The 19,633-nt window shown below is 42.1% G+C and carries 18 protein-coding genes; 14 read left to right on the top strand and 4 right to left on the bottom strand.

What is annotated here, in order from left to right:
• The first annotated feature begins 20 nt into the window (after window positions 1-20).
• The 3 genes from N4597_RS09090 (at window position 21) to nagB (ending at window position 3,278) form a co-directional block, all read left to right on the top strand.
• Window positions 21-689, top strand: a complete 669-nt coding sequence (locus N4597_RS09090; protein ID WP_094130511.1) for a hypothetical protein — start codon at window positions 21-23, stop codon at window positions 687-689.
• A gap of 130 nt (window positions 690-819) precedes the next feature.
• Window positions 820-2,445, top strand: a complete 1,626-nt coding sequence (locus tag N4597_RS09085) for an ABC-F family ATP-binding cassette domain-containing protein (protein ID WP_260903544.1) — start codon at window positions 820-822, stop codon at window positions 2,443-2,445.
• Between the two features lie 122 nt (window positions 2,446-2,567).
• Window positions 2,568-3,278: a glucosamine-6-phosphate deaminase gene (gene nagB / locus N4597_RS09080; protein WP_260903542.1), complete on the top strand. Its 711-nt coding sequence runs from the start codon at window positions 2,568-2,570 to the stop codon at window positions 3,276-3,278.
• Between the two features lie 52 nt (window positions 3,279-3,330).
• On the opposite strand, the gene N4597_RS09075 is transcribed toward nagB, so the two are convergent.
• Entirely contained in the window at window positions 3,331-4,290 is a 960-nt protein-coding gene (locus tag N4597_RS09075; RefSeq protein ID WP_260905299.1) for a biotin--[acetyl-CoA-carboxylase] ligase, read from the bottom strand.
• Between the two features lie 141 nt (window positions 4,291-4,431).
• Here N4597_RS09075 and N4597_RS09070 point away from each other — a divergent pair, with 141 nt between their 5' ends.
• The 3 genes from N4597_RS09070 to N4597_RS09060 are packed head-to-tail and all read left to right on the top strand — an operon-like array spanning window position 4,432 to window position 6,686.
• On the top strand, window positions 4,432-5,541 hold the full coding sequence (locus N4597_RS09070) for a YibE/F family protein (RefSeq protein ID WP_390892638.1): 1,110 nt from the start codon (window positions 4,432-4,434) through the stop codon (window positions 5,539-5,541).
• On the top strand, window positions 5,529-6,281 hold the full coding sequence (locus tag N4597_RS09065) for a YibE/F family protein (RefSeq protein WP_204773427.1): 753 nt from the start codon (window positions 5,529-5,531) through the stop codon (window positions 6,279-6,281). Before N4597_RS09070 ends, N4597_RS09065 begins: the two co-directional genes overlap by 13 nt.
• A 39-nt stretch (window positions 6,282-6,320) precedes the next feature.
• The gene (locus tag N4597_RS09060; protein ID WP_260903538.1) at window positions 6,321-6,686 is read left to right on the top strand and encodes a DUF3899 domain-containing protein; all 366 of its coding nucleotides are present in this window, start codon (window positions 6,321-6,323) and stop codon (window positions 6,684-6,686) included.
• A gap of 45 nt (window positions 6,687-6,731) precedes the next feature.
• Here the strand turns inward: N4597_RS09060 and yidA are convergent, their stop codons facing one another.
• Together yidA and N4597_RS09050 are read right to left on the bottom strand one after the other, a co-directional pair.
• Window positions 6,732-7,541 (bottom strand): sugar-phosphatase, encoded by an 810-nt coding sequence (yidA, locus tag N4597_RS09055; protein ID WP_260903536.1) that lies wholly within the window; start codon window positions 7,539-7,541, stop codon window positions 6,732-6,734.
• An 18-nt stretch (window positions 7,542-7,559) separates the two neighbouring features.
• Complete coding sequence (locus tag N4597_RS09050; RefSeq protein WP_260905294.1) at window positions 7,560-8,894, bottom strand: HD domain-containing protein; 1,335 nt, start codon at window positions 8,892-8,894, stop codon at window positions 7,560-7,562.
• Between the two features lie 115 nt (window positions 8,895-9,009).
• On the opposite strand from N4597_RS09050, the gene N4597_RS09045 reads away from it, so the two are divergent.
• From N4597_RS09045 to N4597_RS09015, 7 genes are all read left to right on the top strand, one after another.
• The gene (locus tag N4597_RS09045; protein WP_225363593.1) at window positions 9,010-9,450 is read left to right on the top strand and encodes a DUF1934 domain-containing protein; all 441 of its coding nucleotides are present in this window, start codon (window positions 9,010-9,012) and stop codon (window positions 9,448-9,450) included.
• 44 nt (window positions 9,451-9,494) lie between these two features.
• On the top strand, window positions 9,495-10,079 hold the full coding sequence (gene rpoE / locus N4597_RS09040; RefSeq protein ID WP_260905292.1) for a DNA-directed RNA polymerase subunit delta: 585 nt from the start codon (window positions 9,495-9,497) through the stop codon (window positions 10,077-10,079).
• Window positions 10,080-10,268: 189 nt separating this feature from the next.
• Entirely contained in the window at window positions 10,269-11,867 is a 1,599-nt protein-coding gene (locus N4597_RS09035; RefSeq protein ID WP_050610849.1) for a CTP synthase, read from the top strand.
• A 72-nt stretch (window positions 11,868-11,939) separates the two neighbouring features.
• The gene (locus N4597_RS09030; RefSeq protein WP_050610850.1) at window positions 11,940-12,137 is read left to right on the top strand and encodes an LBP_cg2779 family protein; all 198 of its coding nucleotides are present in this window, start codon (window positions 11,940-11,942) and stop codon (window positions 12,135-12,137) included.
• Between the two features lie 242 nt (window positions 12,138-12,379).
• Window positions 12,380-13,648, top strand: coding sequence for a UDP-N-acetylglucosamine 1-carboxyvinyltransferase (locus tag N4597_RS09025; RefSeq protein WP_050610851.1), 1,269 nt, complete (start codon window positions 12,380-12,382; stop codon window positions 13,646-13,648).
• A 22-nt stretch (window positions 13,649-13,670) separates the two neighbouring features.
• A complete protein-coding gene (rho, locus tag N4597_RS09020; protein WP_260903535.1) occupies window positions 13,671-15,125 on the top strand; it encodes a transcription termination factor Rho in 1,455 nt (484 codons plus the stop codon).
• A gap of 118 nt (window positions 15,126-15,243) precedes the next feature.
• Complete coding sequence (locus N4597_RS09015; RefSeq protein ID WP_050610852.1) at window positions 15,244-15,489, top strand: type B 50S ribosomal protein L31; 246 nt, start codon at window positions 15,244-15,246, stop codon at window positions 15,487-15,489.
• A gap of 60 nt (window positions 15,490-15,549) precedes the next feature.
• Here the strand turns inward: N4597_RS09015 and N4597_RS09010 are convergent, their stop codons facing one another.
• Window positions 15,550-17,907 carry an ATP-dependent DNA helicase gene (locus N4597_RS09010; protein WP_260903533.1) on the bottom strand — a complete coding sequence of 786 codons (2,358 nt, stop codon included), beginning with the start codon at window positions 17,905-17,907 and terminating at the stop codon, window positions 15,550-15,552.
• A gap of 304 nt (window positions 17,908-18,211) precedes the next feature.
• Here N4597_RS09010 and N4597_RS09005 point away from each other — a divergent pair, with 304 nt between their 5' ends.
• Window positions 18,212-19,519: an NCS2 family permease gene (locus tag N4597_RS09005; protein ID WP_225436969.1), complete on the top strand. Its 1,308-nt coding sequence runs from the start codon at window positions 18,212-18,214 to the stop codon at window positions 19,517-19,519.
• Window positions 19,520-19,633 lie beyond the last annotated feature (114 nt).

Genomic DNA, 19,633 nt, shown 5'->3' with positions numbered 1-19,633 from the left:
GGAAACGAAGGTTGTTATCGGTGGAATTCAGTCAACATACGTTAGAAAATCAAAAACTGTTAGGTTACTTTGTGTTATCAATCTTTCTAAATAGCTTAGGTAATGGGTTAACGGTAGCCATTAATTTAGGAAGTGCTCTGTGGACCGCGGCTTCTGTCAACTTAAACCATGCCTTTGCGGTTTCGCTGAGTTTGATGATGTTTTTACCAGCCTTTTTGGTAATTATCGTTAATTCCTTAATCTTAGGAAAGTTAAGTCCCAAAAGAATAATTGGCAACTTGGTTTTTTTGACGCCCTTTTCTTTATTAGTCGGCTATTTTTCAGCGGGCTTAAGTCAACTAGGGATTAACCATTTAAACTTACTTGTACGTACCGGCTTAGATTGTCTAGGGGTGGTTTTGATTGCAGTAGCCATTTCCTTATACCAGCGAGTTAACTGGATGCTACACCCAGTTGACGATTTGATGCAAATCATCCGTTTTAAGTATTTTAAGGGTAACGCGACGATTGCCCAGTTAGTGGTCTTTATGCCCCCGGTAATTGCGATTATAGTGGCAGTGTTAGTGAGTCACCATATTTACGCCGTAAATGTAGGGACCATTTTCGCCTTATTATTCCAAGGAAGTTTAGTAGGGTTGGCCGATAAGTACCTCTTTCCTAGCCTCAAGCACCAAAATTTAGATAAGTAGTTTGTTCACCAGTTGTCATTAACAGGCTAACTGGTGAACCTTTTTATTTTAGGAAAAACTTTGCTTGCCAGCGTGGTGACTAATATGGTAGATTTAGGCAAGAATAAATGAAAAGCGAGGAAGATGATAGTTGATTACAGTTAGCAACCTAAGTTTAAATTTTTCAGGGCGCCTTTTATACGATGACGTTAACCTAAAGTTTACCCCCGGTAATTGTTATGGGGTAATTGGTGCCAATGGTGCGGGTAAATCCACCTTCTTAAAGTTGTTGGAAGGAAAGTTAGAACCAACCAGTGGGAGCATTTCAATTGGAGCAAATGAGCGGATTTCGAGTTTAAGCCAGGACCACTTCGGCTTTGAAGAATATACAGTTTTAGAAACAGTTATCCAGGGCCATAAGAAGTTGTACCAAATCATGAAAGAAAAGGACGCTTTATATGCTAAACCAGATTTTTCTGAAGAAGATGGTTTACGGGCGGCTGAACTTGAAGGTGAGTTTGCCGAAATGGATGGGTGGAACGCTGAAGCTGATGCGGCTACGCTCTTACAATCGCTGAACATTCCTGATAGTATGCATGACCAAAAGATGAGTGAGTTAGCCGAACGGGACAAGGTGAAGGTCTTATTGGCGCAAGCATTGTTTGGGCAACCAGATATTTTGCTGTTAGACGAACCGACTAACGGGTTGGATGTTCATACCATCAGTTGGTTAGAAGACTTTTTAGCCGATTATCCCAATATTGTGATTGTGGTTTCCCACGACCGGCACTTCTTAAATCAAGCCTGCACCATGATGTGTGACGTAGACTTTGGTAAGATTAAATTATTTGTGGGTAACTATGATTTTTGGTTAGAATCCAGTCAATTAGCTGCTAAATTACAGGCCAATGCTAACGCTAAAAAAGAAGAAAAGATTAAGGAATTACAAGAATTCATTGCCCGTTTTTCTGCCAATGCTTCTAAGTCCAAGCAAGCTACTTCGCGTAAGAAACAGTTAGAAAAGATTACGCTAGATGATATTAAGCCATCTTCGCGTAAGTATCCCTTCATTAAATTTGAAATGGAGCGGGAGTTAGGTAACGATCTAGTTAAGGTCGAAAATGTTTCTAAGACAATTGACGGCGTTAAGATTTTAGATAATATTAGCTTCATCTTAAGACCGGGGGAAAAGGCGGCAATCATCTCTAGAAACGACCTGGCCACTAGTATTTTGATGCAGATTCTGGCTGGGGAGTTGGAACCTGATAGTGGAACGGTGACTTGGGGGCAAACAACTAGCCGTAGTTACATGTCACGTGACCTAAACGCTAACTTTGCCCAAAGCGATTTAAGCATCATTGACTGGCTACGTCAATTTGCTTCCAAGGAAGAAAATGATAACACCTTCTTGCGAGGCTTTTTAGGTAAGATGCTCTTTTCTGGTGAAGATATTGAAAAACAAGTCGGGGTCTTATCAGGGGGCGAAAAGGTTCGCTGCCTCTTATCTAAAATGATGTTGCAAAAGGCCAACGTACTGTTAATGGATGATCCAACCAACCACTTGGACCTGGAGTCAATTACGGCTCTAAACGACTCAATGGTTTTGTTCCCAGGGTCAATCATCTTTACTTCTCATGACCACCAATATATTCAAACAATTGCTAACCATATTATTGAGGTTTCAGCTAAAGGGGTAGTTGAGCGGTTGGATACCACCTACGATGAATTTTTAGCTCACGAAACGGTGCAAGCTCAAGTGGCGGCCCTTTATGAATAATGATTAAAGACGTAAGTAGTTGCTTACGTCTTTTTTTAGGGCTAAAAAAGAGAAAACACTTGCAAAATTGGTCTATACCTATTATAATTGGACTATACCAATAAATGAACGGAGGCATTATCATGCGGGTAATTATTGTTGAAGACAAAGTTGCTGGTGGAAAGGAAGCTTGTAAGGTTTTTGCCAACGCACTTGCAAATGGGGCTAAGGTGTTAGGTTTGGCAACTGGTGGAACTCCGGAAACAACCTACCAAGAATTAGTTGCAAGTAAGCTCGATTTTTCTAAGTTGGTTTCTGTTAACCTAGATGAGTATGTAGGCTTAGGGGCCGATGATCCCCAAAGCTATAATTATTACATGAAACAACACTTGTTTAATCAAAAGCCCTTTGCTAAGTCCTACCTTCCTAATGGTTTAGCTGAAGATGAGGCTGCAGAAATTGAACGTTATAACCAGATTTTAGCTGCTAATCCGGTTGACTTACAGCTACTAGGAATCGGAGAAAACGGGCATATCGGCTTTAACGAACCGGGTAGTCCGCTGGATGCAAAGACCCGCAAAGTTGCTTTAACGGAATCAACGATAAAGGCTAATGCGCGCTACTTTGAACGGGAAGAAGATGTTCCCCGCTATGCCTACTCAATGGGAATTGGCTCAATTATGCAGGCTAAAGAAATTTTACTAGAAGCATTTGGGGCTAAGAAAGCGCAAGCAGTTAAAGCCTTGGTTGAGGGGCCGGTAGATGCAAATGTGCCCGCAACCATTTTGCAAAAGCATCCTAACGTAACGGTTATTGTGGATAAGAAAGCTGCCGCACTGTTAACTAAAAAATAACAAAAATCCGCCTCCCACTTGGCTAAAACCAAGTAAGAGGCGGATTTTTATATTAATTAGCCCGAATTTTAGTTACTTCACCGGAAGTGAACTTGCGCCCGTCGGCTAAGACAATGGCCCCGTCGTCATCGATGGTGACAACATTTCCTTGAAAACTCTTGGTGCCTTGGGTGATGGTAACTTCTTTACCGATAATATTTGAATGAGCACGGTATTCGGGCATAAAGTTACCAGTTTGGTAGGTTTGATAAAGTTTAAAGAATTCTGCTAAGTAAGTGGCGATAAATTCGTTCCGCGACACTTTCGCCTTGAGAGCGTAGTTTCTAAGTGAACCGGCCCGCTGGGAGATTTCCTCAGGAAAATCGGCGGTGAGGTAATTAATTCCCGCCCCCACAACAATATTAGATAGGGATTGGGTTTCAAGGTTGCTAATGCCTTCGGTGAGGATCCCGCAAACCTTTTTACCATCTACGACAACGTCATTGACCCACTTAATCTTAGGACTGGCCGCCAACTTCTTTTCGATGGCCCGGCACATGGCGAGGGCTACCGCTGTAGTTAGTAAGCCGGGATTAAATTCGGTTTGCTCATTGGCTAGGAGGATGCTAAGGTAAATCCCACTTTGGCTAGGGGAAGTGAAGTTGCGCCCATACCTACCGTAACCATTAGTTTGCTGGTTGGCAATAATGATATAAGGAGTAGTCAAATCAGGCTTGTTAGCTAATTGCTTAGCACGGATGTTGGTAGAATCGATGGTTTGATGAATCTCAAGCGGAAAGTTAAAATTAGTTGGGAGGTAACGGCTAATGAGCCCGGCGTCTAAATACCCGTTATCTTCTAAAAAATAACCTGTCCGTGGTTGGCTGGTAATTTGGTAGCCAGCATCTTTTAAGTTATTGATGGCTTTCCAAATCGCGGTCCGGGAGATATTTAATTGGTCGGCTAGCTCTTGACCAGAGACGGGCTGTGACTTTTCTCCTAAAATTTTTAGTAGTTGGCTGCTGGTTGACATTAAATCAGCTTCTTTCATCGAATAATATTGCTTTAATTATAGGAAAAGCCACATAAAAGTGCAAATTATTGGTTAAGCTTTTAAACAGAAACTATGAATTAGCTTTAAAAGTGGTAGGCTTAGAAATGGACTAAGAAGGGTGTGATTATCATCAAAAAAAGTTGGGTAATTGAAATAGTAGTAATTCTTTTGAGTGGCTTAAGCCTATATTGGGTTACAAGTCATGATGCTAGGCTATACCACCAAGACCTAGGCAAAATTATTTCTGTAAAAACCGGTCCTAAACAGGTGGTCAAAGACGAGTACAATAACCAGGACTATCAAGTGAAACAAAGGTTAAAAATTAGGCTGCTAAATGGGACTAAGCGGGGCCAAGAAATGGTCGTAACCAATACCTATTCAGGGTCTAAAGCTTTTGATCAGCGCTTAAAGTTAGGCCAAGAAATCTTTGTCGACTTTCATCACGAGGGTGGCAAGCTAACCGCTTCTTTTTCTCATAGTAAGCGGGATACGATTTTAGTAATGTTAGTCTGGCTAGTAATAGTCTTGTTATACATAACGATGAGGTTTCAAGGAATTAGGGCCTTAGCTAGCGTGGTAGCTAACTTTGTGATCTTTTTGATTTTTGTCAAGCTAGATATCGCCTTAAACCTCACCTACTTCTTTTGGTTATTTGCACTCAGTGCCTTAATTTTTACAGCCCTATCATTGGTGATGATTATGGGCTTTAGCAAACAGTGTTTAGTAACCTTTAGTTCAATCGTACTGGGAACAAGTCTTGGGCTGGGGTTAGGTTACTTTGCTTTATGGCTGACGAATAACCGGGGAGTTCATTATGAAGCCTTAGATATGGCTACCCAATCGCCGGAACAGTTATTTTTTGCAGCCACCTTGATTGGCTTATTAGGGACGGTAATGGATGCTGCCACCGACATTGTGGCCACCTTATTTGAACTTAAGGAAAGTAAGCCAGAGCTTAGCCGTAGGCAGTTGTTCTTGTCGGGACGGCAAGTTGGACGGGCCATCATGGGGCCTTTGATTAACGTTTTATTTTTAATTTTCTTTGCAGAAACCTTCGCAATGGCCGTGTTGTACTTGCGAACGGGCAATACATTTGCTTATACCTTTGAGTGGACCATGTCGTTAGGTGTTGTCCAGTCCTTGATTAGTGGGATTGGGATTAGTTTGGTAGTGCCAACTGCAAGCTTGCTATCTGCTTATGTCTTGGGGGAAGAACAATGTCAGCAATAACCTTATTGAGTTTAATTCTGTTAATTCTGATGCTGTTAGTGGGAGGTAAACACGGCCTTAGCTCCTTTATCAGCATCCTCTTAAATTTTGCCTTACTATTTATAGCAGTTATTTTGATTGCCGGTGGCTTTCCCCCCTTAGGGGTCAGTCTCTTTATTGGAATCTGTATCTTAGCAATCACCATTTACATGGGCAATGATGATGAGGCCGCAACTAACACTGCTTTTATAGCAACTATATTAGTGGTTGGAGTGATGTTGGTTTTGATTGTTCCAGTTGATTACTTAGCTCAGGTTCAAGGGTTTGGTAATGAACAATCAGAAGAAATTGAGGCCTTCAACTTACTGATAGGTGTTAACTTTGAATCCTTGTTGATTGCGACGACCGTTTTAGCTACTTTGGGAGCAATTGCTGAAGCCTCAATTGCAGTCGCTAGTGGCCTAGAAGAATTGCTTAACCAAAAGCCGGATTTGACGTTAGCTCAACTTTACAAGAGTGGCAAGGCGATTGGCTTTCAGATTATGGCTATGACCTTTAACACCCTCTTTTTTGGGATGTTTGGTGGTGATTTGGCCTTGTTTATTTTATTAGCCAGGTTAAATGCTAGCTTTGGTTATTACCTCAATGCCAAAATTTTTGTGGGTGAATGTTTAGCCGTTTTATTTTCAGCTTTGGCTGTGATTTTAGTTATCTGGATAACTATTTACCTAACTGGGCGTAAATTAAACACCCAACGCTAGACCAATCTAGGGTATAATTGAGAAAAATGGGGGTTAGTTATGAGAAATTTACAGACCAAACTCTGGTTAAAATTAGACGGGGCAGTATTATTACTGGCACTAGCCACTGCCTTATGCGGACGATGGCTAGGAGTGGCTGTCCAGGTTTCAAATGTGATGTTTTTAGTGGGGCTATTGTTAATCTGTTTGATGATTATCAATATCTTATTACACGCTAGTTTATTAGCCGGGTGGTTTAAGAAAAAACAGGCCGGCGAAAGTGATGAGGAATATCAAGCTAGAAAACTTGATGTTAAATCGGTGGCAAGCAAAAAAAATAAACCCATTCACTTCCAAAGCTTTGCGGCTAACTGTCTAGTGATTGGGTTGGGTCTTATTATTTTAGCAATAGTAATAACGATTTAAAAAAGTCTGTCTACTTAAAAGTAAGTAGACAGACTTTTTTGGTGATTAAAGGACGAATTTTTCTACGGCTAGTCCTAAACCGTCGTGGTTGTTATCGGCAGTGACGTATTGGGCCAGGTCTTTGATTTCGGGGATAGCATTGCCCATGGCGATACCGAAGCCGGCTTGAATTAAGGTCAGATCGTTTTGCTGATCGCCAGCAGTTAGAATTTCGTGGGGCTTAATACCTAGTTTGTTTGCTAATTCTAAGGTTGTTTTTCCTTTGTGGGCATCTTTGTGCATGAATTCAAAGAACCAACCTTCACTGCGGACCGTATAGTAATCTTCCTTAATAGCGGTTGGAAGGTTAGGTAAGGCTTGGTCAATGGCTGCTGGCTCGTCGGCCCACATATATTTTGCCATTGGAAATTCGGTTGGAATTTGGGCTTGTGGGCGGTAGTGGAGGGGCATCTTAGTGTAAAAAGAGTCCAACACGGTGTAGTAACTAATGTCAGGGGTAGTTACGTAGAGGTCTGATGATGGTTGGATGGCTTGCCCGTGGACGTTAAGTTCGTGGCTTAATGAATCTAATTTAGTAAAATCCGAATAGTCTAGGGTGTTAGAAACAACTACTTGTCCGCTAGCAATGTTAGTGGCTAGTGCGCCGTTATAGGTAATAACGTAATTCTCATCTTGGGTAAGTCCCAGTTGCTCCAAGTAGGGTTTAACCCCGCTAACGGGGCGGCCTGTACAAAGAACTACAAAGACCCCTTTTTTTCGGGCGGCTTTCAAGGCAGCTAAGGTTTTAGGACTAATTTCCTTGTTGTCATTAACTAAGGTTCCGTCGATATCGGTTGCAATCATTTTAATTGTCATAGTTTATAGAGTTCCTTTCTAGATAAGGTGATCGTTTTTGAGGTGGGTTCTAAATGCCGGGTTAACGAGGAGGTCGACTTCCGCATCGGTACCAAGCATTTCCTTAGGAAAGAAAAAGCGCTTATCGCCTAAGAATTTGCCGGTGATGGCAAGTACCAAGGGGCTAACTGCTGAGAGCTCGCTTAGGCTACCATCTTTTTGAATTAACTTGATTTGACCTTTGTCAGTTTGGGAACTGTAACTATCATAGGGGAGGTCAAAACTATCATTTTCAGCGGTGTAGTAGTTAGGGTCAAAACCAGCTTGGGCGACCATTTGCCGCAGAGGGTCTAATAAGTTAGCGGTGGTTGCGGTAAATTTGACCGACTTAAATGGATGCCTATCTAAGAAGCGGCTAGCCAAATCAGCTAGAATTTCATCGTCTGAATCGCGCCAGGCTTCAAAGCAAGTATTCAAGACCCCATCGTCTAAGCGAAGGTAAGCTTCGAGGTCGGCTTGTCCTTCAAAAAATGGTTTTAGGTAGTAGGTGCCCAAAGCACTCTTTAGTTTATGAGCTTGGCTAAGATCTTTAGCCCGCTGCAAAAGATGGTTTAAGATGACCTCCATTGAGCGCGATACAGGGTGGAAGTAGACTTGCTGATACATTTGAAAGCGACTAACGATATAATCTTCCACTGCGTGCATGCCGCTAATGTCAAAGACGATTCCTTCCTTGGCAGGGCGCATTACCCGCAAAATCCGGGTGAGGTCAAAGGAACCGTAATTGGTCCCAGTGTAGTAGGAGTCCCGCAATAGGTAGTCCATCCTATCGGCATCTATTTGACTAGAAATCATTTGGACAACTTGCTTGTTTGGATAAGTCTTGGTGATGACTGAGGCAACCTGGGCGGGAAAGTCGTCACTGACTTGCCGTAGGACGGCGTTAACTTCGGTTTGCTCAGAAGTTATGATTTTAACAGTCATTTCTTCGTGGTTAGTATTAAAAATGTGCTCGAAGGTATGGGAGTAAGCACCGTGGCCGATATCGTGAAGGAGGGCAGCGCAAAGTGCCACTAAGCGTTCGTCGTCATTCCACAAGCCGTCGGTAGGATTATGGCTAGGATAATTGCGGACAAAGATATCACAGATTCGACGGGTGATTTCGTAAACTCCGACCGAGTGAGTGAAGCGACTGTGTTCAGCCCCGTGGAAAGTAAGGTTGCTAGTGCCTAGTTGTTTAATTCGACGTAACCTTTGGAACTCACGGGTATTAATCAGGTCCAAAATAACCTGGTGCTGGATGTAGATGTAATTATGGATAGGGTCACGTAGGACCTTTTCCTTTGGGAGGTACTTAATATTTTTACAGACGATGGTAATCACTTCCTTATAGAGAACAGTTTCTTTTTAATTATACCACGCAAGTGTTTGGAAATAGTTCAAGATAAAAGTTATAATGAAAGAAATGTGTGCGGAAAGGATGATTAAGGTGGCAGAATTAAGTAACGGCATTCCCGTAACGATTCACGTTGTGACCCAAAATATTCAAGACAACCAAGTCGTCGATTATGATGAAGTATTTGAGGGCCAATTCTTTCAGATGGGCGCTTCAATTTACCTCCGTTATCAAGAGACAGCTGAGCAAGAAGCACTAGTAACCTTTAAGATAACGGCTAACGGGGAAGTACAATTGACTCGTAAAACCGACGAGATGAATCTACGCTTGTATTTTGTAGCTGGAAAACAAGTTAATGCTAAGTATGTAACTCCTTACGGGGTAGTACCAGTTACTAGTCGAACAAGCAAGTTACAAGCAGAGGTGGATGATACTTTAAGGGGGATTATCGGTCAGATTAATATTGACTACACTTTAAATTCGGGGCAACAGCTGTTAGGCCGCTATAAAATTAGATTGCAATTTAAAGGTTAATATTGTAAGATGAAGAGTAGACTGTGGAAAGGACGTGTACCAGTTTGGAGCTAGAAAAATTCAAAGACGCAAATAAAAATGAGTTATCAATGATTGAAGTTGCACACGCTATTTTAAGTCAAAATGGCGACGTGATGGCTTTTGCAGATTTAACTAACAAGATTCAAGAATTCCTTGGTGCCAGTGACCAAGAAATCAGAGACCGCTTAGCTCAATTCTATACAGATTTGAATGTTGATGGTAGCTTCATCTCATTAGGGGATAATCTTTGGGGCTTACGTTCATGGTATCCATTTGATTCAATTGATGAGGCACTTGTCCATTCAGATGATGATGAAGATGACGACCGCCCACGTAAGAAACGTAAGAAAGTTAATGCCTTCCTGGCAGATGCTTCAGATGATGATGACGTAATTGACTATAACGATGATGATCCAGAAGATGAAGATTTAGACGCTGATTATGACAGTGATGATGAAGATGACGACGATGCAGATCCTGAATTGAAAGCTTACAGCAAGGATCTAAGTGATATCGGTGATACCGACGATGACGAAGATGATGATTTGCCGGATGGCATCGAAGGTCAATTAACAGAATTAAGCGATGACGAAGAAGAACTAGACTAAGCTTTCGTAAAAAAATAGTCATTAGTGCTTGACCTAACGATAATAATTATGTAGAATGCTTTATGGGCGCTTCACTTATAGGTGAAGCCAAGTGTACGGCAAGACAAGCTCCCTATTCAACTTTGGATAGGGAGCTTGTTATTTTTGTTAATTCATGCCAACCCAAATAATTTTAAAGGAGCAGTCATAATGACCAAGTATATTTTTGTAACCGGTGGTGTTGTTTCCTCATTAGGAAAGGGAATTGTTGCCGCCTCACTAGGCCGTTTGTTGAAGAATCGCGGTTTGAAGATTACGATTCAGAAGTTTGATCCATATATCAACGTGGATCCAGGAACGATGAGTCCATACCAACACGGGGAAGTTTTTGTAACCGATGATGGGACTGAAACAGACTTGGACCTCGGTCACTATGAACGTTTCATTGATATTAACTTAAATAAGTACTCAAACGTAACGACAGGTAAGATTTATTCAGAGGTCTTAAAAAAGGAACGGCGTGGCGATTACTTGGGTGCGACCGTTCAAGTTATCCCACACATTACCAACATGATTAAAGAAAAAATCATGCGGGCCGGAACTGTTAGTGATGCAGACGTGGTCATTACTGAAATTGGGGGAACTGTCGGTGATATCGAATCATTGCCATTCCTAGAAGCATTACGTCAAATGAAGTCAGAAGTAGGTAGCGACAATGTTATCTACATTCACACCACTTTAGTTCCTTACCTTAAGGCTGCTGGCGAAATGAAGACTAAGCCAACCCAACATAGTGTTAAGGAATTAAGAGGATTAGGGATTCAACCTAACATCTTAGTGGTGCGGACTGAAGAACCAATTTCCCAGGAAATGAGAAACAAGATTGCGAACTTCTGTGACGTTGAACCTGAAGCAGTGATTGAATCAATGGATGTGGACACACTTTACCAAATTCCATTGAACTTACAAGCGCAAGGTATGGACGAAATTGTTTGTCAAAAACTCAAGTTAGATACACCACAAGCTGACATGACTTCTTGGATTGAATTGCGCGACCGGGTTCAAAATCTTGAAGGTGAAGTCAAGATTGCTTTAGTTGGGAAGTATGTGAACTTACAAGATGCTTACATTTCTGTCAACGAAGCCTTAAAGCATGCTGGTTACCACATTAACTCCAAGGTTGATATTACTTACATTAACTCTGAAAATATTGATGCTGATAATGTCGCTGAAACATTAAAGGGTTATGATGGTATCATTGTTCCTGGTGGTTTTGGCGATCGCGGGTTAGAAGGAATGATTCAATCCATTCGTTATGCCCGTGAAAATAACGTACCATTCTTGGGAATCTGCTTGGGGATGCAGATGGCATGTATCGAATTTGCACGTGATGTATGTGGGATTGAAGATGCCAATACTTCTGAAGTAGAACCACACGGTAAGAACAGTGTTATTGACTTAATGGCTGACCAAGAAGACGTGGAAAACATGGGGGGGACTCAACGGTTAGGTTTATACCCATGCAAGTTGAAGCCTAATACTAAGACTGCCCAAGCTTACGGTAACCAAGATGTTATCCAACAACGTCACCGTCACCGTTATGAATTTAACAATAAGTACCGGGAATTATTGGCTTCTAAAGGTTTGACTTTTGCAGGAACTTCACCAGACAATCGCTTAGTTGAAGTGGTGGAAGTTACTGACCACAAGTTCTTTGTTGCTAGTCAATACCACCCAGAATTCTTATCACGTCCACAAAGACCAGAAGGTTTATTCCAAGCCTTTATTAACGCTGCTGCTAACGTTTAAGCTCGTTAAACTAGCTTGACATTGTTAAAACGTGTTATTATAGACTAAGTTAAGTGAAAGGAAAGGGTCGTAATGGAAAAGACGAGTCAATTAAGTCAACTTTCCAAGCGGATTGTTGAATTTGAAAAGAAACACCATTTAAATGATACTGACTTTGCTTTGTTAAGTCGGCTGTCAGTGGAAAAGGTACATGCGCTAAAAGCAATGTATGCTTTACCTGATGAAGAAGAAATGCAGATGTTAGAAGAAGCATTTGCTTCTAAGGACTAAAGGTTAGTTTAGTTAAAAGGTCAGCGAAAACTTCCAAGTTTTTGCTGGCCTTTTTATAATGGAATTAAAAAATAAAAATACCCACTAATAATTGATTGAAACTAAGACAAGTATCTTGTAATATGAAGAGAGGTGCTTTTTTTTGCACGGTGCACACTGAAGCTGACAAGATAGTGATTAAGTGTGTAATTTTTTGATTTATTAAGAGTTTTTATTTAATTACAGTGAGGAATTAAGAAAAAATGAAAAAAATGATTGTTAAGGGCGGCCAAACTTTGGCGGGGGAAGTTACGATTGGCGGTGCTAAGAATAGTACGGTGGCTTTGATTCCAGCGGCAATTTTAGCTGATACACCAGTCAAGTTTGATAGCGTCCCTGATATTTTAGATGTGCACAACTTGATGCTGATTTTAAAATCGCTAAATGTTACTTCCAAATTTGGACATGGTGAGTTGGAAATTGATCCAACTAAGATTAAGGAAGCGGCCTTACCAGGAAATGCCATTCGGAGTTTACGGGCATCCTACTATTTTATGGGGGCATTATTAGGGCGATTTGGTCAAGCGACGGTTGGTTTCCCAGGAGGAGATAATATTGGGCCACGTCCTATTGATCAACACATCAAGGGATTTAAAGCTCTAGGTGCTCGGGTCGAAGAAGGAGAAAATGAAGTTCATATTACCACGGGGCCAGAAGGCTTAAAAGGGGCCCGGATTTTCTTTGACTTAGTTTCAGTGGGAGCAACCATCAATGTACTATTAGCTGCGGTAAGAGCCAAGGGAACAACCATTATGGAAAACGTAGCCCGTGAACCGGAAATTATCGATTTGGCTACCTTTTTAAATAATATGGGTGCGCATATTCGGGGCGCAGGAACAGACGTCATTAGAATTCAAGGGGTTGACCGCTTAGAAGCACGGAATACCCATACTATTATTCCAGATCGGATCGAAGCGGGCACCTACCTTTCCTTTGCGGCTGCTAATGGCAAGGGGGTTTTAGTAAAGAACGTAATCCCTGAACACTTGGATCCGTTTATTGCTAAGCTGGTAGAAATGGGGGTTAACTTGGAAATCGATGAGGATCAAATTTATGTTCCAGGCGGTGACTTTTTGGCTCCGATTACAGTGAAGACTTCGCCATTTCCAGGCTTTGCAACTGACTTACAACAGCCAATTACCCCTTTGTTGATGAGAGCCCACGGAAAGTCAACCATTATAGATACACTCTATCCGGAACGCATCAAGCATATCCCTGAAATGAAGCGGATGGGAGGCAAGATTGAGAGTAAAGATGGAGTGATTACGGTAGGTAACTCGCCTAAATTAACTGGAGCGGTGGTCAATGCTAGTGAAATCAGAGCCGGGGTTTCGCTTTTAGGATTAGCGTTGATGGCTGAGGGAACGACGGTAATTGAACATGCAGACCATATCTTGCGTGGTTATGATCGCATCGTAGAAAAGTTTAGAAATCTATCTGTTAATTTAGAAGTAGTAACTGAAACTGTCTGAAATTAGATAAGGAGTTTTTTTAATGGTGGAAAAAAACGATTTGAATGACCATGGAAAACGTAAGTCTAGACAATTAAAGAAGCAAGGACCTAAAGACCATTATTTAGGGGAAACGCAAGATGAAGTAGCCTTATCCGATGCTGAACGCCAGGCGATTACCGAAGAGCGGCGGGTAGCCATTGCGGAATTGCAAGAAAAGCCACTAGCTGACTTACTTTCGGAAGCGGATAAGTATGGGATAGATGGCGCTGACATGAGTAAGCAAGAGCTAGTGCTAGCGGTGGCCCAAGCACAGGCTGACGAAGAAGGGCGTTACTATGCAGAGGGCGTCTTGGAAATAGTTAGACCCAAGGATAAGGATCCCTTTGGGTTCTTGCGCTTGGTTAATTACGGCCCGTCTAAAGAGGACCTTTATGTTTCATATTCCCAGCTGCGGTTAGGGTTACGTCAAGGTGATTGGGTCGCTGGGGTTGCGCGTCCAGCCAAAAGAGGCGATAAAAGTGGGGCGTTATTATGGGTGGACACCGTTAATGGTAAACGGCCCGACCAAGTTAGACACCGGCCTCCCTTTAATAGTTTGACGGCAATTTATCCTAACGAACAAATGAAGCTGACCACAACGCCAGCGCGCTTGTCTACCCGGGTGATTGATTTGTTTGCACCGATAGGTTTTGGCCAGCGCTCGTTAATTGTAGCGCCACCTAAGGCGGGAAAGACAACCTTATTGAAGGAAATTGCCCAGGGAATAAGTAAGAATTACCCTAATACTAAGCTAATTATGCTCTTAATAGATGAACGCCCAGAAGAAGTGACGGAATTAGAGCGCACAATTAATGGTGAAGTAGTTTATTCAACCTTTGACCAGCGGCCAGAAAATCATGTCCGGTTGGCGGACTTTGTCTTAGAACGGGCTAAGCGCTTGGTGGAAGAAAAAGAAGATGTGGTTATTTTAATGGATTCCATCACCCGCTTAGCACGGGCTGCGAATATCACGGAACGCCCAAGTGGAAGAACCCTATCTGGTGGGGTTGATCCGGCAGCTTTATATAGGCCGAAGCGATTCTTTGGGGCTGCGCGTAACGTAGAAGAAGGCGGCAGTCTAACTATTATCGCTACCGCCTTAATTGATACGGGCAGCCGGATGGATGACGTGATTTTCGAGGAATTTAAAGGAACTGGGAATCAAGAAGTTAAATTGGATCGGCAGTTAGCAGAACGGCGGATTTTCCCGGCAATCGATCTTAAGGCATCTGGTACTCGCAAAGAAGAGTTGTTATTACAAAAGCAGTACCTTAAGGCGATTTGGCAACTCCGCGATCAGTTTGGACAGGTGGCGGATCGGCGTGAAAATAGTCATAATCGCACTGTGGATATGGCCCAGACTACTCGGCAGGTGTTAACGATGTTAAAGGCTGCCACGACTAACCGTAAGTTTTGTTCAAACGTCTTAGAACAAAAGGCGGCTACGAGTGACTAAATTCAAAAAAATTTTGATTGCAGTCTAGTTTAAATCATGTTATCATGGTTTTTGTTGTAATACACAGAAAATAACTCTGGCTCAGCAAATGGACCAGGGCAAAGGAGCGAAAAGGATAATGAAACAAGGAATCCATCCAGAATATCATGAAGTTGTATTTATGGACTCAGCTACAGGTTACAAGTTTGTATCTGGTTCAACTAAGACTTCAAACGAAACAGTTGAATTTGAAGGTAAGACTTACCCATTAATCCGGGTTGAAATCTCAAGTGACTCACACCCATTCTACACTGGACGTCAAAAGTTCACTCAAGCAGATGGTCGTGTGGATCGTTTCAACAAGAAATACGGTTTTACAAACTAAGATTTCTGCAAGTAAAAAGTGTGCTAGGAAGGCAGTTAGCTTTCTTAGCACACTTTTTTGTTAGGAAGTAAATTTTTGCCAGAAACTGGCTAAATACTCTTGGAGCTGGGTAGTGTTGTAGACGATGCGACCGTGCGACCAGTGATTAGGGTAAAAACGTTGGTAACGATTTGAAGCAAAGCGACTGTCGACTAAGATTACCGGTCCGTAATCGCTAGCGCTTCTGATAAGGCGTCCGGCTGCTTGGAAAACGTTGTTTAAGCCGGGAAGTTGGTAGGCGTATTCGAAGCCGGCTTTTTCCTGGTGGTCAAAGTAGGTACGCAAAGCATCGTTTTCTGGACTGATACCTGGTAGGCCGACGCCAATAATCGCCACGCCGTTTAGGCAATCGCCTTTGAAATCAATTCCTTCTGAAAAGATTCCGCCCAGGAGGGCAAAAGCAACGAGTGATTCCTTAGTTGGCTTGAAATTGGCTAGGAATTCGCTGCGTTCTTTGGCGGTCATTTCGGGCTGCTGAATAATGGTCCTAACCAAGGGGTAGCGTTGGTTAAAAGCGGTGACGACCTGGGTGAGGTAAGCGTAAGAGGGTAAAAAGACAAGGTAATTCCCACTTTTACTCTGGCTTAGGCTGGCAATGGTAGCGACGACGGCATCAAGGCTAGCCTGGCGCTGGCGGTAAGTCGTGGCGATATTAGCTGTAATTACGAGTCCGAGCCGTTCTTGGTCAAAAGGTGATGGTAGTTGGTAGCAAAGGCTATCTGTTCCCCCTAAAACTTCTTGATAGTAGGCAAGCGGTGAGAGGGTAGCTGAAAAGAGAATACTACTTCCGCCTAGGGCCATACTTTTTGCCAGAAGCTTACTGGAGTTGAGGCAAAAGATTTTAACCAGCAAGTCATCAGCTTCAGTGCTTAATTTAGTCCGAAAGCTAGGGTCGTAAAATTCACCTACCTTTAAATAGGAGTACAAGTCAAAAAAGACGGTAAGAATCTCTTCGGCTAAGGTTTCTTCTGGATGCTCACGCAACCAATTGCTGGTAAAATCACAGAATTTCCGGCAACTTTTAGCCAGCTCGATTAACTCATCTTCCATAACCAAATAAGGCTGGTGATGCTTTACTAAAGTTTGTTTAAGTTCCGTTAGGGTAGCAATAATAGGTTGAAGACGGTTAATTAAGCCCCGGTAACCGCTTGTTTGCTTAAGCTTGTCTTTGAGGGTAGTCAAGGTCTGTAAGCTAATTTCCTTAGTGTACATATCGCGTGAGCGGGCAACCAAATTATGGGCTTCGTCTATTAAAAAGCAATTACTATCATCTGGTTTACTGAAGAAACGTTGGAGATAAACCATTGGGTCAAAGAGGTAGTTGTAATCACAGATGATTACGGAACAAAAGAGGCTGATGTCTAATGAGTACTCAAAGGGATCGACTTGGTGTTTACGTGCATATTTGCAAACTAACTCCTTAGTGATTAGCCATTCGTTTCTTAGGATGTCCATTAAGGCTGGCTTGATACGGTCGTAATAGCCAAGTAAGTAGGGGTTTTCTTCATCCGCTAGGTCTTTTTCTTCTTCAAAGGTAATTTGATCCTTAGCGGTTAAGGTAATGGTTGTCACGAGCGGCTCGGATTGGGCGAGAAGATTCAATGTGTCTTGAGCTACTTGCCTAGTTGATTGTTTGGCCGTCAAGTAAAAGAGGCGGTTAATTTTTCCTTGGCCCATTGCTTTTAAGGCAGGAAAGATGGTTGAGATAGTTTTGCCCGTCCCGGTAGGAGCTTGGACGAAGAGTTTCTTTTGGTTAAGAATGGTTTTATAAATAACGGCGGCAAGCTCACGTTGGTTTTGGCGATAGTTTGGAAAAGGAAATTTGAGTTTAGTTAACGTTTCTTGTTGTCGGTTAGCCAGGTCTTGTTTAAGTTGTAACCACTTAGCGTACTCGTTAGTAACCTGGTCAAAAAAGGCTTGTGCTTCTTTTCTGGTAATGGACTGTGTTTTTTGCCACTGGTAGCCAGTAGTGACTTGAACATAGATGAGCGTTAGGTCTAATTTATTTAAACTTGGGTCTGCTTGCATTAGGAGCTGGGCGTAAATTTTGGCCTGGGCCCAGTATAGTGTTAACGTATTTTCTTTTAAATCAGCAAAACTAGGAGCCGAACTTTTAATTTCTAGAACTTCTGTATAGTGATTATCTGCTTTTTTAAGGCCGTCAGCCCGCCCGTGGATAAGAACAAATTGGTTAGCGAGGTTAACCGTTTGTTTGAGGTCCACTTCGCATTCGGTCTCGCTTGGCCAAGTAGCCTGAATTGCTTGGTGAATTTTAGTTCCTTCGAGGGCACTGTTGGGGCTTTGAAGACCACCAGCTGACAAATCGCCGCTTTTTAAAATAAATTCGACTAATTCTCTTACCCCGACTGAATATGGCATAGTGCTTGTTCCCTTCGTAAATAGTTTCTTAACTAGCATAAAGCTTTGAACCTGGAATGGCAACTACTATTATAGTTCGGCTTTTCTTGATGATTAAGTTAAGTAAGAGTAGACTACGAAAGCCTTTATTAAAAACGGTTTCTTGTTAAGCCGGTTTCCGAATTAATGTTAAGTTTTTAAAGGCGAACGTTAATCTTTTTGCTAAAAAACTATTTACATTGGGTGAAAGATAAGTTATAGTAATGGAGTGCTATTATTAAACTAAAAAATACGATTAATGTTCGTGAAAAAGGAGAAAAAATTAATGAATGCACTCAATTCATTTTTTAAGTTAGATAAATTAGGAACTAATCCTAAGCGTGAAATCTTAGCTGGTTTCACAACATTTATTTCTATGTGCTATATTTTGTTCGTAAACCCTACTGTTTTAAGCGCAGCCGGGATGGACAAGGGCGCAGTCTTCACGGCGACAGCACTTTCTAGTGCCATCGGCTGTGTGTTAATGGGGGTAATTGCAAAATATCCAATCGCAACTGCGCCTAGTTTAGGGATTAATGCCTTCTTCGCTTATTCTGTATGTATCGGGATGAAAATTCCATGGCAAACAGCTTTAGCTGGTGCATTTGTGGCTGCTTTAATTTTCATCTTAATCACCGTCTTTAAATTACGTGAATTGATTATCGATTCAATTCCTCAAGACTTAAAGTATGCTATCTCTGCTGGGATTGGGATGTTTATCGCCTTTATCGGTCTTCAAGGTGGGGGCATCATCGTTAAGAACGAATCTACATTAGTAAGCCTGGGTAGTTTTCATGGTCAAGTTTGGGTAACTGTCTTTGGGTTAATCGCGATTGCAATCTTAATGGTACTTAAGGTGCCGGGAGCTATCTTTATCGGGATGGTCCTATCAACTATCTTTGGGATTGCAACTGATTTAATCAAGATGCCAACTGCATTCGTTTCTGCAGCGCCTAGCTTAAAGCCAACCTTCTTGGTGGCTGCTAAGCACATTACGGATATTAACAGCTTCCAATTGGTCGTAGTGGTCTTGACCTTCTTATTAGTTGCTTTCTTTGATACAGCCGGAACTTTAGTTGGTCTATGTACCCAAGCAGGCTTTGTTAAGGACAACAAGATTCCCCGGATTGGTCAAGCTTTGATGTCTGATTCAAGTGCAATGCTCGTTGGGACTTTACTAGGGACCTCACCAGTCGGTGCTTACGTTGAATCATCCGCTGGGATTGCTGTTGGTGGTCGTTCAGGGTTAACAGCCGTTACAACTGGGATCTTATTCATCTTCGGTTTGTTCTTTTCACCATTACTTGCGATTGTTACTACACAAGTTACGGCTCCCGCTTTAATCATCGTTGGGGTACTTATGGCTCAAAATATGGCGCGGGTTGACTGGTCTAAATTAGAAATCGCAATTCCATCTTTCATCATTATTGCCGCAATGCCATTAACATACAGTATTGCTGATGGTTTGGCTTTAGGGGTAATCCTTTACCCAATTACAATGTTAGCTGCTAAGCGTGGCAAGGAAGTACCTGCTTTGATGTACGTTTTATTCTTCGTCTTTATTGGGTTCTTCTGGGTGATTGGTCGCGGTTAAGCGCAACTTACCATTAAAAACAGCTGGGTTTTGGCCTGGCTGTTTTTTTGTCCTCTAGCCAAGTAGCCGGATACATTGTAAGATAAAATAAGAAATTGTTTAGAGATAGTGAGG

The sequence above is a fragment of the Ligilactobacillus agilis genome (assembly GCF_025311475.1).
Lineage (GTDB): Bacteria > Bacillota > Bacilli > Lactobacillales > Lactobacillaceae > Ligilactobacillus > Ligilactobacillus agilis.
Note: the sequence above shows the minus strand (reverse complement) of the source record. Positions and strands in the feature narration are given on the sequence as shown.